Origin of the sequence: Metapseudomonas otitidis (assembly GCF_011397855.1) — a bacterium.
GTDB classification, from domain to species: domain Bacteria; phylum Pseudomonadota; class Gammaproteobacteria; order Pseudomonadales; family Pseudomonadaceae; genus Metapseudomonas; species Metapseudomonas otitidis.
The window spans coordinates 6004194-6018380 of sequence record NZ_AP022642.1 but is presented as its reverse complement, the minus strand read 5'-3'; the positions used below and the strand labels follow the sequence as shown (position 1 = coordinate 6018380).

Annotated in this window: 13 protein-coding genes; 8 read left to right on the top strand and 5 right to left on the bottom strand. The window is 68.4% G+C overall.

Annotated elements, in window-relative coordinates:
* The first annotated feature begins 47 nt into the window (after window positions 1-47).
* The 7 genes from pstA to prfH all read left to right on the top strand — a co-directional run bounded on the left by pstA (window position 48) and on the right by prfH (window position 7444).
* Window positions 48-1664: a phosphate ABC transporter permease PstA gene (gene pstA, locus PotMrB4_RS27755; RefSeq protein WP_142016543.1), complete on the top strand. Its 1617-nt coding sequence runs from the start codon at window positions 48-50 to the stop codon at window positions 1662-1664.
* Between the two features lie 79 nt (window positions 1665-1743).
* Complete coding sequence (gene pstB / locus PotMrB4_RS27750; protein ID WP_044403471.1) at window positions 1744-2577, top strand: phosphate ABC transporter ATP-binding protein PstB; 834 nt, start codon at window positions 1744-1746, stop codon at window positions 2575-2577.
* Window positions 2578-2680: 103 nt separating this feature from the next.
* A complete protein-coding gene (gene phoU / locus PotMrB4_RS27745) occupies window positions 2681-3412 on the top strand; it encodes a phosphate signaling complex protein PhoU (RefSeq protein ID WP_044403468.1) in 732 nt (243 codons plus the stop codon).
* A gap of 130 nt (window positions 3413-3542) precedes the next feature.
* Window positions 3543-4457, top strand: a complete 915-nt coding sequence (locus tag PotMrB4_RS27740) for a response regulator (RefSeq protein ID WP_172435000.1) — start codon at window positions 3543-3545, stop codon at window positions 4455-4457.
* 124 nt (window positions 4458-4581) lie between these two features.
* The gene (locus tag PotMrB4_RS27735; protein ID WP_044403464.1) at window positions 4582-5478 is read left to right on the top strand and encodes a peptidoglycan DD-metalloendopeptidase family protein; all 897 of its coding nucleotides are present in this window, start codon (window positions 4582-4584) and stop codon (window positions 5476-5478) included.
* A gap of 215 nt (window positions 5479-5693) precedes the next feature.
* Window positions 5694-6830: an RNA ligase RtcB family protein gene (locus PotMrB4_RS27730; protein ID WP_172434999.1), complete on the top strand. Its 1137-nt coding sequence runs from the start codon at window positions 5694-5696 to the stop codon at window positions 6828-6830.
* Window positions 6830-7444: a peptide chain release factor H gene (gene prfH / locus PotMrB4_RS27725; RefSeq protein ID WP_172434998.1), complete on the top strand. Its 615-nt coding sequence runs from the start codon at window positions 6830-6832 to the stop codon at window positions 7442-7444. Before PotMrB4_RS27730 ends, prfH begins: the two co-directional genes overlap by 1 nt.
* A 50-nt stretch (window positions 7445-7494) precedes the next feature.
* Here the strand turns inward: prfH and PotMrB4_RS27720 are convergent, their stop codons facing one another.
* The 4 genes from PotMrB4_RS27720 to PotMrB4_RS27705 form a co-directional block, all read right to left on the bottom strand.
* Window positions 7495-8685: an N-acetylmuramoyl-L-alanine amidase gene (locus PotMrB4_RS27720; RefSeq protein ID WP_172434997.1), complete on the bottom strand. Its 1191-nt coding sequence runs from the start codon at window positions 8683-8685 to the stop codon at window positions 7495-7497.
* Window positions 8686-8856: 171 nt separating this feature from the next.
* On the bottom strand, window positions 8857-9615 hold the full coding sequence (locus tag PotMrB4_RS27715; RefSeq protein ID WP_044403457.1) for a TerC family protein: 759 nt from the start codon (window positions 9613-9615) through the stop codon (window positions 8857-8859).
* A gap of 101 nt (window positions 9616-9716) precedes the next feature.
* Window positions 9717-11024, bottom strand: coding sequence for a CitMHS family transporter (locus tag PotMrB4_RS27710; RefSeq protein ID WP_172434996.1), 1308 nt, complete (start codon window positions 11022-11024; stop codon window positions 9717-9719).
* 268 nt (window positions 11025-11292) lie between these two features.
* Window positions 11293-12273, bottom strand: a complete 981-nt coding sequence (locus tag PotMrB4_RS27705) for an AEC family transporter (protein ID WP_394354013.1) — start codon at window positions 12271-12273, stop codon at window positions 11293-11295.
* 41 nt (window positions 12274-12314) lie between these two features.
* Here PotMrB4_RS27705 and PotMrB4_RS27700 point away from each other — a divergent pair, with 41 nt between their 5' ends.
* A complete protein-coding gene (locus PotMrB4_RS27700) occupies window positions 12315-12716 on the top strand; it encodes a GFA family protein (protein ID WP_172434994.1) in 402 nt (133 codons plus the stop codon).
* 18 nt (window positions 12717-12734) lie between these two features.
* Here the strand turns inward: PotMrB4_RS27700 and PotMrB4_RS27695 are convergent, their stop codons facing one another.
* Entirely contained in the window at window positions 12735-13208 is a 474-nt protein-coding gene (locus PotMrB4_RS27695) for a BRO-N domain-containing protein (RefSeq protein WP_074969703.1), read from the bottom strand.
* Window positions 13209-14187 lie beyond the last annotated feature (979 nt).

The following is a 14187-nucleotide window of genomic DNA, read 5'->3' as shown; positions in this document are numbered from 1 at the left end:
AGGTTTCCCTCAAGAACTGGTTCGAGAGCGGCGCGCCGGGCGTCTGGATGAGCGGTGGCGCCGTGGCCATCGCCGTCATCATGACCATCGGCCTGCTCTCGGTGATCGCCGTGCGCGGCCTCGGCCACTTCTGGCCGGCCGACCTGGTCGAAGCGCAGTACAGCATCCCCGGCCAGGCCCCCAAGGCGGTGATCGGCGAGGCCGTGCAGATCGAGGAGGTGCCCAGCGCGCGCCTCAAGAGCGCCGGCCTGCCGGTGCAGGACGACAGCCCCGAGTTCATGACCCGCGAGCTGCTCAAGGTGGGCAACCGCGAGGTCTACGGCGCGGACTTCACCTGGGTGGTGGGCGAGTGGCTGAAGGACCTGCAGAAGCCTGCCGACCTGATCGCCATGGAGCGCCGCGAGTGGGGCAACTTCTACGGCCGCCTGGTGAGCGTGAAGGAAAACGGCAAGGTGATCGCCGAAGGCGAGGCCGCCATGCCCGTGCTGCAGGAGCGCCTCAAGCGCGTCGACGACCTCTACGCCCAGCTCTACCGGCTGGAGAAGAAGGAGATCGGCGGCATCAACCACGGCCTTGAGCGCCTGCGCCTGGAAGGCCGCAAGCTGGAACTCAAGGGTGAGCTGGACGCCGTGGCCCAGGCCGACCTGGCCGCGCGCCGCGCCGAGCTGGACGCCCGCTACAAGACCCTCGAAGGCCAGCTGACCGAGCTGCACCAGGCCTTCAACCGCGACAGCGTGGTGGTGCGCGAAGCCGGCGGCCAGGAGCAGGAAATCACCCTGGGCAAGGTGGTGCACGCCTACCAGCCCAACGCCATGGGCGTGATGGACAAGCTGGGCTTCTACTTCAAGAAGCTCTGGGAATTCCTCGCCGACGACCCGCGTGAAGCCAACACCGAGGGCGGCATCTTCCCGGCCATCTTCGGCACCGTGATGATGACCCTCATCATGGCCGTGATCGTCACCCCCTTCGGCGTGGTGGCTGCCATCTACCTGCGCGAGTACGCCAAGCAGGGCGTGCTGACCCGCGTCATCCGCATCGCCGTGAACAACCTGGCCGGCGTCCCCGCCATCGTCTACGGCGTGTTCGGCCTGGGCTTCTTCGTCTACGTGGTGGGCGGCTCGCTGGACCGCATGTTCTTCCCCGAGGCCGCCCCGGCGCCGACCTTCGGCACCCCGGGCCTGCTCTGGGCCTCGCTGACCCTGGCGATCCTCGCCGTGCCGGTGGTGATCGTCGCCACCGAGGAAGGCCTGGCGCGCATCCCCCGTGCGGTGCGCGAAGGCTCCCTGGCCCTCGGTGCGACCAAGGCCGAGACCCTGTGGAAGATCGTCCTGCCCATGGCCAGCCCGGCCATGATGACCGGCCTGATCCTCGCCGTGGCCCGCGCCGCCGGCGAAGTGGCGCCGCTGATGCTGGTGGGCGTGGTGAAGCTGGCCCCGAGCCTGCCGGTGGACGGCAACTACCCGTACCTGCACCTGGACCAGAAGATCATGCACCTGGGCTTCCACATCTACGACGTCGGTTTCCAGAGCCCCAACGTCGAGGCCGCCCGCCCGCTGGTGTACGCCACCGCGCTGCTGCTGGTGCTGGTGATCGCCCTGCTGAACTTCTCGGCCGTGGCCATCCGCAACCACCTGCGCGAGAAGTACAAGGCGCTGGAAAACTGATCGAACGCCCGGCGGCCCCCAGGGCCGCCGCGCCTGAATACCTGAGCGCGTAGCCACCGGCTACGAACGGAGCGAGACCATGCAACACGAGACCCACAGCCACGGCGTCAACATCTCCGCCCTGGGCCGCGGCAAGCAGAGCCTGAACCTGGCCGACGAGACCGTCGCCCTGGAAGTGCCGGGCCTGAACCTGTTCTACGGCGAGAAGCAGGCCCTCTACGACGTGCGGATGAACATCCCCAAGCAGCGCGTGACCGCCTTCATCGGCCCGTCCGGCTGCGGCAAGTCGACCCTGCTGCGCTGCTTCAACCGCATGAACGACCTGGTGGACGGCTGTCGCGTGGACGGCGAGATCCGCCTGGACGGCAACAACATCTACCGCAAGGGCGAGGAAGTGGCCGAGCTGCGCCGCCGCGTCGGCATGGTGTTCCAGAAGCCCAACCCCTTCCCCAAGAGCATCTACGAGAACGTCGTCTACGGCCTGCGCATCCAGGGCATCAACAAGAAGCGCGTGCTCGACGAAGCCGTCGAGTGGGCCCTGAAGGGCGCCGCCCTGTGGGACGAGGTGAAGGACCGCCTGCACGAATCCGCCCTCGGCCTCTCCGGCGGCCAGCAGCAGCGCCTGGTCATCGCCCGCACCATCGCGGTCGAGCCTGAAGTGCTGCTGCTCGACGAGCCCTGCTCGGCCCTCGACCCGATCTCCACCCTCAAGGTGGAAGAACTGATCTACGAGCTGAAGAGCAAGTACACCATCGTCATCGTCACCCACAACATGCAGCAGGCCGCGCGCGTCTCCGACTACACGGCGTTCATGTACATGGGCAAGCTGATCGAGTTCGGCGATACCGATACGCTGTTCACCAACCCGGCCAAGAAGCAGACCGAGGACTACATCACCGGCCGCTACGGCTAGTGGCCGGGGCGGCCCGCCTGCGCGGGCGCCCACGGGTGGACCCGGACAACACGAATGACCTGTAGCTGGCGGCGTGGAGCCTGCAGCTTTCGCGGAGCGAACAATGATCGACAAAGACAGCCTTACCCACCACATCTCCCAGCAGTTCAACGCCGAGCTGGAAGAGGTGCGCAGCCACCTCCTGGCCATGGGCGGCCTGGTGGAGAAGCAGGTGAACGACGCCGTCACCGCGCTGATCGACGCCGACTCGGGCCTGGCCCAGCAGGTGCGCGAGATCGACGACCAGATCAACCAGATGGAGCGCAACATCGACGAGGAGTGCGTGCGCATCCTCGCCCGTCGCCAGCCGGCCGCCTCCGACCTGCGCCTGATCATCAGCATCTCCAAGTCGGTGATCGACCTGGAGCGCATCGGCGACGAATCCTCGAAGATCGCCCGCCGCGCCATCCAGCTGTGCGAAGAGGGCGTCTCGCCCCGGGGCTACGTCGAGGTGCGCCACATCGGCGACCAGGTGCGCAAGATGGTCCAGGAGGCGCTGGACGCCTTCGCCCGCTTCGACGCCGACCTGGCCCTGTCGGTGGCCCAGTACGACAAGAACATCGACCGCGAGTACAAGACCGCCCTGCGCGAGCTGGTCACCTACATGATGGAAGACCCCCGCGCCATCAGCCGCGTGCTCAACGTCATCTGGGCCCTGCGCTCGCTGGAACGCATCGGTGACCACGCGCGCAACATCGCCGAACTGGTGATCTACCTGGTTCGCGGCACCGACGTGCGCCACATGGGCCTGGCCCGCATGCAGGAAGAGGTGAAGGGCTCGGCCAAGTCCGAGTAAGCTTCGCCTACGGACCGGTCGCCCTTTTCCCGCTGGACCCGTCGCGCCCCGGCTTGCCCGGGGCGCATTCTATTTGGCACAGCGCTATCGCCCGCAGCTATGCTTAGGTCCGGTCTGAGAGGAGTGGTTGATGAGCAAAGTTACTGTGCTGGTGGTGGACGACGCGTCCTTTATTCGTGACCTGGTGAAAAAGGGCCTGCGCGACCATTTCCCGGGTATCCAGATCGAAGAAGCGGTGAACGGCCGCAAGGCCCAGCAGATGCTCAGCCGCTCGTCGGTGGACCTGATCCTCTGCGACTGGGAGATGCCGGAGATGTCCGGCCTCGAGCTGCTCACCTGGTGCCGCGCCGAGGAAAGCCACAAGACCACGCCCTTCGTCATGGTCACCAGCCGTGGCGACAAGGAAAACGTGGTGCAGGCCATCCAGGCCGGCGTCTCCGACTACATCGGCAAGCCCTTCTCCAACGACCAGCTGGTGACCAAGGTCAAGAAGCAGCTGGCCCGCGCCGGCCGCCTCGAAGCCCTGGCCGCCTCCGCACCGCCCAAGATGCTCAGCACCGGCGGCTTCGCCAACGACTCCCTGGCCGCGCTGACCGGTGGCAAGGGCGCCGACGTGGTCAAGCCCAGCAGCCCCGGCGCCAAGCCGGCGGTCCAGGCCGCCGCTGCCTTCGCCGCGCCGGCCAAGAGCACCGCGCCCAAGGTGCCCGCCGGCCGTGGCCAGGCCCAGCTGCGCCTGCCCTCGGCGGTGCTCTCCTGCGTGATCAAGACCATCAGCCTCAAGGACGCCCACCTGGTGGTGAAGCGTGGCGACCCGCTGCCCCAGGTACTGGAAAGCGCCGTGCTCGACCTGGAGCAGGGCGAAGGCGGCGAAGTGGCGCGCCTCAACGGCTACCTGCACGCCGTCGCCGCGCTGGAGCCCAAGCCCGACAGCGAGTGGCTGCAGCTCACCTTCCGCTTCGTCGACCGCGACCCGCAGAAGCTCGACTACCTGTCGCGCCTGATCGCCCGCGGCACCGCCCAGAAGCACTTCGTCCCCGGCGCCTGATGCCCGCCGGTCCGCCCGGACCGGCCCCCAGCCAACCCCGTCACAGCCCGACTGCCGGCGCCTCGCACAGGACCGGCGGCGCTGCTAGGCTTGCCAGCTCATAACACTCATGAAACGTGCAGTCATGCCAGGGCGCGCTCTACTTCTCTGCTGCTTGCTGGTGGCCGCCATGCCCGCCAGCGCACTGACCATCTACAAGTACACCGACGCCAACGGCGTGGTGACCTACACCGACAAGGCCGTCTCCGGCGCCCAGGTGTTCGTCTTCCGCGACCGCATGGTGGAGCGGCTGGACCGCTCGGTGAAGCTGGAGACCCAAAAGCACGACGCCGGCGAGACCCTGCTGGTGCGCAACGACCTGTTCGCCCCGGTGGAAGTGGAGCTGAGTCTGGAGAACGTCAGCAACGCCGTCGGCGACCCCGGCCGGCCGATCCGCTGGGTGCTCCCCCCGCGCAGCAAGATCCGCCTGGTCACCCTCAGCCCCGAGAACCCCGGCAAGGCCCTGCGCTACAAGCCACGCCTGCGTTACGCCCTGGGCGACCCCCGGCAGCAACCCTCGCTGTACCGCTACCCGCTGCCCTGGCTCGGCGGCCCCTTCCGCCTGACCCAGGGCGCCAACGGCCAGTACAGCCACTTCACCCCCAAGGGCCGCTATGCCCAGGACGTGGCCATGCCCGAGGGCACGCCCATCGTCGCCGCCCGCGCCGGCATGGTGGTCAAGACCGAGAACCGCCAGAGCGGCCGGGGCGAGAACCCCTCCGGCAACTTCGTGCGCATCCTCCACGACGACGGCACCATGGGCGTCTACCTGCACCTCATGAAGGGCTCGGTGCAGGTCCAGGAAGGCCAGCGCGTGGTGCTCGGCGAGCAGATCGGCCGCTCCGGCAACACCGGCAACAGCACCGGCCCGCACCTGCACTTCGTCATCCAGCGCAACGTCGGCCTGGCCCTGGAGTCCATCCCCTTCGACTTCGCCCAGCCGGTGGACAGCCTGCCCAACTTCGCCGTCGGCGGTGAATGACAGCGCTTGCGTCACCCCGGTCGGCGCGCCTAAGATGCGCGCCTTTCCCCCCAACCCGACAGCAAAGGAGGTTCATCATGCAAACACTGATCACCCTTTGCAGGTCGCGCCTGGCTTAATCGCCCCTTCCGTCCTTCTTCGCGACGGTTCCGCATCGCCCGGCCCCAGGCCTGCCAAATCCAAGCATTTTCGTTTCAACCCATTTGGATTGGACCATGGGCACTTGCATTCGCAATCTGTCCGACGGCATCACCCTGATCGCCGCGGACGACACCTGGATCGAAGGAAAAGCGATCCAGCAACTTGAAACCACCGCCCGCCTGCCGGGCATGCAACGGGTGGCCGGCATGCCGGACCTGCACCCGGGGCGCGGCTACCCGGTGGGCGCCGCGTTCTTCTCCAGCGGGCGTTTCTACCCCGCCCTGGTGGGCAACGACATCGGCTGCGGCATGGCCTTCTGGCGCACCGACATCCCCGTCGCCAAGCTCCACCTGGACAAGCTGGAGAAGCGCCTGGGCTCCCTCGACGCCCCGCTGGACGACAGCTGGCACGAGGCGATCGCCGCCTTCGGCCTGCCGCCCTGCGGACACGAGCGCTCCCTGGGCACCATCGGTGGCGGCAACCACTTCGCCGAGCTGCAGCAGCTCGACGAAGCCTACGACGCCGACGCCCTGGCGGCCTTGGGCATCGACCGCAAGCACCTGCTCCTGCTGGTGCACAGCGGCTCGCGTGGCCTGGGCGAAGCCATCCTGCGCGAGCAGGTGGACCGCTTCAGCCACGCTGGCCTGGAGGCCGGCAGCCTGGAGGCCGAGCACTACCTGGCCCGCCACGACGGCGCCCTGCGCTTCGCCGAAGCCAACCGGCAACTGATCGCCCGACGCATCCTCGACCGCCTGCGTGCAGACGGCGAACAACTGCTGGACGTGAACCACAACCTCGTCTCCGCCGCGACCCTCGGCGGCGTCGACGGCTGGCTGCACCGCAAGGGCGCCACCCCCGCCGATCAGGGCGTGATGGTCATCCCCGGTTCCCGGGGTGACTACAGCTACCTGGTGGCCCCGGTGCCCGACGAGCGCAGCCTCAACTCCCTGGCCCATGGCGCCGGGCGCAAGTGGATGCGCAGCGAGTGCAAGGACCGCCTCGCCAAGCGCTACAGCGTCGAGCAGCTGGAACGCACCGCCCTCGGCAGCCGGGTGATCTGCGCCGACCGTGCGCTGATCTACGAGGAAGCGCCGGAAGCCTACAAGGCCATCGACTCGGTGGTCGGCGCCCTGCGCGATGCCGGGCTGGTGCAGGTGCTGGCGCGGCTCAAGCCGGTGCTGACCTACAAGACGCGCGGAGGGTGCTGCTGATGATCCTCCTGCAACTCTCGGCGGCCCAGGGGCCGGACGAATGCGCCCTGGCCGTGGCCAAGGCGCTGCAGCGGCTGACGCACGAAGCCGCCCAGCGGCAGGTGCGCGTCCAGGTACTGGAGCGGGAGGAGGGTGCCCGGCGCGGCACCCTCGTCTCCGCCCTCCTGGCCCTGGACGGTGACCAGGCCGACGGCCTCGCCCGGGACTGGGAAGGCACCCTGCAATGGACCTGCCCCAGCCCCTACCGGCCCAACCACGGGCGCAAGAACTGGTTCTTCGGCGGGGCCCGCTTCGCCCCGCCGCCGGCCAGCCTCGAAGGCGAGATCCGCTTCGAAGCCCTGCGCGCCTCCGGCCCCGGCGGGCAACACGTCAACACCACCGACTCGGCAGTGCGAGCCACCCACCTGGCCAGCGGCATCAGCGTCAAGGTGCAGAGCGAGCGCAGCCAGCACACCAACAAGCGCCTGGCCATCCTCCTCATCGGCCAGCGCCTGGCGCAACGGGCCGACGAGGCGGACGGCGCCCTGCGCGCGGAGCGCCGCCTGTTCCACCACCGGGTGGAGCGGGGCAACCCGGTGCGCTGCTTCAAGGGCGAGCGGTTCGAGCCGGTGTGAACACGCGCGCAGGTCGGGTTCGCCCGCACCTGCGCGTCATCGGCAATCCATCAACTGCTCTGGCTGGCCTTCATCGAGGCCAGCAACGTGCCTTGCGGCGGCGCTGCCCGGAAGTGCCGGTACAACCCGTCGAAGATCGCGTTCGCCACCCGCTGCTGGTGGCGGGCATCGATCAGCCGGCGGCAATCACCCGGGTTGGACATGAAGCCGGTTTCCACCAGCACCGAGGGGATGTCCGGAGACTTGAGTACGGCGAAGCCCGCCTGCTCGACCCGCTTCTGGTGCACGCCCGCCACACCCTGCAGGCTGCCCAGGATGCTCTTGCCCAGGTCCAGGCTGGTGGCGATGGTGGCGGTCATCGACATGTCGAGGATCACCCCGGCCAGCATCGGGTCCTTGTCCTTCAGCGACAGCAAACGCTCGGCACCGATCAGGTCCACACGGTTCTCGCGCTCGGCGAGCCAGCGCGCCGTGGTGGACGTCGCACCGCCCTGGGACAGCGCGAAGACCGACGCCCCGGAGGCACTGCGCCTGGGCGCCGCATCGGCATGGACGGAGATGAACAGATCGGCGTTGCGCCGCCGGGCGATCTCGACCCGCTTGCGCAGCGGCACGAACACGTCGTCATTGCGCACCAGATGGGCCTTGAAGCCCTTCTGGGCATTCACCTTCCTGGCCAGCAGGCGGGCGATGGCCAGTGCCACCGCCTTCTCCTGCTCACCGTTGAAACCGATGGCGCCCGGGTCCTTGCCGCCGTGGCCCGCGTCGATGGCGACGACGATGTCCCGCTGCCCGCCCGCAGGGGCGACCGCCGGAGCGGCCGGCGCCAACGCAGGGGTGGGCGTGAGCGGCTGGAAGTCCAGCACCAGCCGGTGCCCCTTGCCCTCCCCAGGTGGCAGCAGGAAGCTGCTCAGCTGGGCCGGGGCCTGCAGGTCGAACACCAGCCGCGTGCTGCGGCCCTGCAGACCACTGCGGACCGAACGGATCGGCCCCTGGCCCAGCGCCAGGTCCTGCAGCTGAGCCAGCAGGCGGGTGTCGTCCAGGTCGACGATGACCCGCTCCGGCGCGGCCAGCGCGAAGCTGCGGAAGTTCACCGGGCCGCTGAGGTCCAGCACGATGCGCAGGCGGTCGGCCGTCCGCCAGCTGCGAACCTGGGTGACGGCCTGGACGGCGGAGGCCGTGGAAGCGAAGGGCAGGGTGAAACCGGCGAGCACGAACTTGAGCAGATGACGGCGATCCATGAGGGGGCTCCATCGCATCGAGGAAAGCAGGATCGGCCAATTATGTTATAAAGTAACGCTCTTTGCGCAGCCTGATTCCGGCTCGACGCTCCCTCTACCGTGCGTTTCGCACCCACAAAAAACGGGGCCCTTCGGCCCCGTTCTCGTTTCAGCTGGCGGTCACGCCCGGGCTTATTCCCCCGGGATGTCCTTGCGCAGCTTCACCGCCTCTTCCTTGCGTCCACGGGCGATGCGCATGCGGATGTTCAGCGCCTCCACGCCCAGGGAGAAGGCCATGGCGAAGTAGACGTAGCCCTTCGGCACGTGGACTTCGAAAGCCTCGGCGATGAGCACGGTGCCCACCACCACCAGGAAGGCCAGGGCCAGCATCTTCAGGCTCGGGTGCTTGTCGATGAAGGCACTGATGGTGCCGGCGGCGGCCATCATCACCAGCACGGCGACGATGATCGCGGCGACCATCACCGGCACGTGGGAAACCATGCCCACGGCGGTGATCACCGAGTCCAGGGAGAACACGATGTCGATGATGGCGATCTGGATGATGGTGGCGATGAAGTTGCCGCCCTTGCCCTTGGGCGCCTCGCTGGCCTCGTCCTCGCCTTCCAGGCTGTGGAACATCTCGGTGCTGCTCTTCCACAGCAGGAACAGGCCGCCGAAGAACAGGATCAGGTCACGGCCGGAGATGCCCTGGTCGAACACATGGAACAGGTCGGCGGTGAGCCGCATGATCCAGGTGATCGACAGCAGCAGCAGGATGCGCGTGACCATCGCCAGCGCCAGGCCGAAGAGCCGGGTGCGTGCCTGCATGTGCGGCGGCATGCGGCCCACGAGGATGGCGATCATGATGATGTTGTCGATGCCCAGGACGATCTCCAGGGCGGTCAGGGTGAAGAAGGCGACCCAGATTTCCGGGCTGGTCAGCCATTCCATGATGCGTGTACCTCGTGGTGTCGACGGCTAGGTTGGAGCACGGCCACGCCGGAAAGTGCGAGCCTTTCCGGCGTGAATGAATTAAAGGAGGCGCCTGACCCTCACGGGGTGCCGAACAGCGGGAAGACCCCGAGCAGCAGCGCGGCGAGCAGGATACACAGGCAGATCAGAACCGCCCACTTCAACGTGAAGCGCTGGTGGTCGCCGAATTCGATCTTCGCCAGGCCCACCAGCAGGTAGGTGGAGGGCACCAGCGGGCTCAGCAGGTGCACCGGCTGGCCCACGATAGAGGCCCGCGCCATCTCCACCGGGCTGATGCCGTAATGGCCCGCCGCCTCGGCCAGCACCGGCAACACGCCGTAATAAAAAGCGTCGTTGGACATGAAGAAAGTGAACGGCATGCTCACCAGCGCCGTGATCACCGCCATGTACGGCCCCATGGACGGCGGGATCACCGCCAGCAGGCTCTTGGACATCGCCTCCACCATCCCCGTGCCGGAGAGGATGCCGGTGAAGATGCCGGCCGCGAAGATCAGCCCCACCACCGCCAGCACGTTGCCGGCATGGGCCGCTACGCGCTCCTTCTGCTGCTGCAGGCAGGGGTAGTTGATGATCATCGCGATGCTGAAGGCCACCATGAACAGCACCGGCAGCGGCATCAGGCCGAGGATCAGCGTCACCATCAGCGCCGCCGTCAGCGCCGCGTTCACCCACAGCAGCTTCGGCCGGCGCGCCTCGGGGAACTGCGACACGCTGATGTCCACATGGCTTTCCGGCAGGTCCGGCAGCTGCAGCACACCCAGGCGGGCGCGCTCACGCTTGCCGTAGGCCCAGGCCAGGCCGAACAGCGCCACGGCACCGGCTGCCATCGCCGGGATCATCGGCACGAAGATGTCCGACGGGTCCACGTGCAGCGCACTGGCCGCACGGGCGGTGGGGCCGCCCCACGGGGTCATGTTCATGATCCCGCCGGCCAGGATGATCAGCCCCGCCATGATCAGCGGGCTCATGCCCAGGCGGCTGTACAGCGGCAGCAGCGCCGCCACGCAGATCATGTAGGTGGTCGCGCCGTCGCCATCGAGGGAGACGATCAGCGCCAGTGCCGCCGTGCCCATGGACACCTTCAGCGGGTCGCCCTTCACCAGCCGCAGGATCGCGCGCACCGGCGGGTCGAACAGGCCCGAGTCGATCATCAGGGCGAAGTAGAGGATGGCGAACATCAGCATCACGCCCGTGGGCGCCAGCTTGGTGATGCCCTCCAGCATCATCGGGCCGATGCCGGCGGCGAAGCCACCGATCAGCGCGAAGGTGATGGGCACGATGATCAGGGCGATCAGGGCGGACAGGCGCTTGGTCATGATCAGGAACATGAAGGTCATGACCATGGCGAAACCGAGGAAGGTCAGCATGGGAATCTCCGGACGAAAGGCGACGAGGACGGGCGCCGGTCAGCGCGCAGCGGGTCGGGTACGGAGAGGGGGCGGAACGAGGCCGGGGAGGCGGCAGGAGCGGAACATGGCAATCACCCATCTTGTTGTTGTCGGGGTGCCTGGCGCGGAACGGGCAGCGCCGGGCGGCCGGTCTGTGCCGGCGGTGGGGCGATGCTAAGGGGCGAAGCTTTCAGCCAGCTTTCGCTGCGAACCGGCAGCGAACGTGCAGCGAAATCCGGACGGGCGGTCAGCCCGCCCCGGCTTGCAGCAGCGCCAGCACGGCCACCAGGGTGGCGCCGGAGAGCAGCGTCTGCAGGGTGATGATCCCCGCCATCAGGTGGCCGTCGCCGCCCAGCTGGCGGGTCAGCACATAGGCGGTGGGCGCCGTCGGCAGGGCGAAGAACAGCACCAGGATGCTGCTCTCCATCGCCGGCAGCCCGAGCACTCGCGCCACGACGAAGGCCAGCGCCGGCATCGCCAGCAGCCGCGCCGCGCAGTTCCAGCCCAGGGCCGGCAGCTCGCCACCCAGCTCGCGGGGCTGCAGCGCCGCCCCCACGCAGAGCAGGCCCAGGGGCAGGCTCGCCACCGCCAGCAGGTTGAGCAGCCGGTCCAGCCCGCCGCCCAGGCCCAGCGCCGTCAGGTTGTAGGCTGCGCCAGCCAGGCAGGCGAGGATCAGCGGATTCTTCACCATCGGCAGCAGCAGGCCCCGTGCGCTGACGCCGCGCTCGGCAGTCAGCGACCACACCGACAGCAGGTTCACCGTCGGCACCATCAGCGCCAGCATCAGCGCCGCGATGGCCAGCCCCTCCTTGCCGAACAGGCTGCCGATGGCCGCCAGCCCCAGGTAAGTGTTGAAGCGCAGCACGCCCTGGGTGATCGCCCCGAAGCGCGCCGCCGGCCAGCCCAGTAGGCGCCGCGCCAGCAGCAACGCCGCCCAGCCGAGGCCCAGGCCCAGCAGCACCGCCAGCGCCAGGCGCGGCAGCGCCGGGTTGTCCAGCGGCGCCGTGGCCAGGCTGCTGAACAGCAGCGCGGGGAACAGGATGAAGTAGTTCAAACGCTCGGCGGCCGGCCAGAAGGCCTCGCCGGGGAAGTCGACCCGCCGCAGCACATGGCCGGCGACGATCAGGGCGAACAGGGGCCAGAGGGCCTGGAGCAGGGTCAGCACGGGCGCGTCCGTTTGTCCGGTGGCGAAGGCCGCATCTTGTCCGCCGCGGCCCTCACGGCGCAACCCGCAACGCGCTAGGCTGCGCCTTTGCCAAGGAGTACGCCATGACCACCGCACACACCGGCGGCTGCCACTGCGGCCGCCTGCGCTACCGCTTCGACGCCCCGCTGGCCGACATCGCCCACTGCCATTGCAGCGACTGCCGGCGCATCACCGGCGGCCTGGTGACCACCTGGATCACCGTGCCCCGCGCGGCGTTCACCTGGCTCGACGGGGAGCCGGCGGAGTACCGCTCCTCCGCCACCTGCAGCCGCTACTTCTGTGGCCATTGCGGCTGCCACCTGGCGCTCTACACCAGCCTCAGCCCGGACAGCCTCGACGTCACCGTGGCCACCCTCGACGACGTCCACCAGGCCCCGGCCGACCGCCACATCTGGGTGCGCAGCCGCCTGCCCTGGGTGACCCTCGACCCGCACCTGCCGGAGGAGCAGGAAGAGGCGCTGTGAGTTATCCACAGCGCCCCATCAGCGCACGGCCAGCACCCTCGGCAGTTCCCCACAGGGCACCCAGACCCGGCCCTGCCACTCCAGCACGCTGACCGGCTGGCCCGCGCCGTGGAGCTGCACCTGCCGGGGCTGCACCGGGTCGCCCCGGCACTCGCTGCGCAGCGTCAGCACCACCTCCTGGGTGAGCCACTGGCGGATGCTGCGGTTCTCCGGGTGGTAGTAGTGGATCAGCGCCCCATAGGCCGCCGACTCGCTCACCAGCAAACCTTCCTCCGCCACCCCGCCGCCGTCCGGGTACCAGGCCCAGCGCCACTGGTCCGGATCGAGATTGGCGCGGATGCGGTCCTCCAGCAGCGGGTGCTGCATCAGCCGCCCCAGGTCGCGCACGCAGAACCAGGCCTGGTCATCCAGCAGAAAGGCCCGCAACTGGCGGCGATGGCGGATGAAGACACGGGGTTGGAGGATGGGGGTGTCGTCGAGCAGCTCGTTCATGAGTGCATTTCCAAGTGTCGTTGAGAGGGCCCTTGTTGAGAGGGCGGCCGGGTACTTCAACACCGCACTTGGAACGGCCCGCAGATTTCCCCCCGAAGGAGTCTTTTATGGCTGCGCGCTACCCGGCCAGAACGACCGCTGTTTGACCAGCGCCGCGACTATCGGGTGCGGAGGACCGCCAAGTGAGAGGTGTGTTGAGCACCGGCGACGGACACTAGAGAGCCGAACCAGGCCAAACAACGTGATCACAGGGGAATCGGATTGTACGGAGGCACACCCACCCATTTCCCCCAACGTCCTCATCCCGCGCTGTAGGAAACCACGTAAAGATGCCGCCCACCGCGTAGGTTGGATGCCGCTCTTCGCATCCAACAACGCCCGCCGCCCACCCCCCGGTCGGGCTGTACACGGTCCGTAGGATGCGCTGAGGCCACGAAGCGCATCGCGTCCACGCCAGGCCGTGGCACCACCTGTTGCGCCCGGCTTGATGGGCTTCGCTGCGCTCAGCGCCATCCTACGGGGGCGTTGGCCGTGGCTTTGGCGCGGGGTTGGGCACGATCCGTAGGATGCGCTGAGGCCACGAAGCGCATCGCGTCCACACCAGGCCGTGGCACCACATGTTTCGCCCGGCTTGATGGGCATCGCTGCGCTCAGCGCCATCCTACGGGGGCTGGCCATGGCGTTGGCGCGGGTGCGTGGATCGGTGAAGCGTACGGCTGTAGCCCGGGCTTCAGCCCGGGAGCGGCGCTGGGCATTCCCGGACTGAAGTCCGGGCTACGGGCTCAGCGCCATCCTGCGGGGGGTGTTGACCGAGGCTTTGGCGCGGGACCGCGTGGATCGGTGAAGCGCGATCCACCCTACGGTTGGTGCTGCCTGGTCGCGTAGGGTGGATGCCGCTCTTCGCATCCACCAACTCCCGCCGCCCCCCGGTCGGGCTGGGCGCGATCCGTAGGATGCGCTGAGGCCACGAAGCGCATCG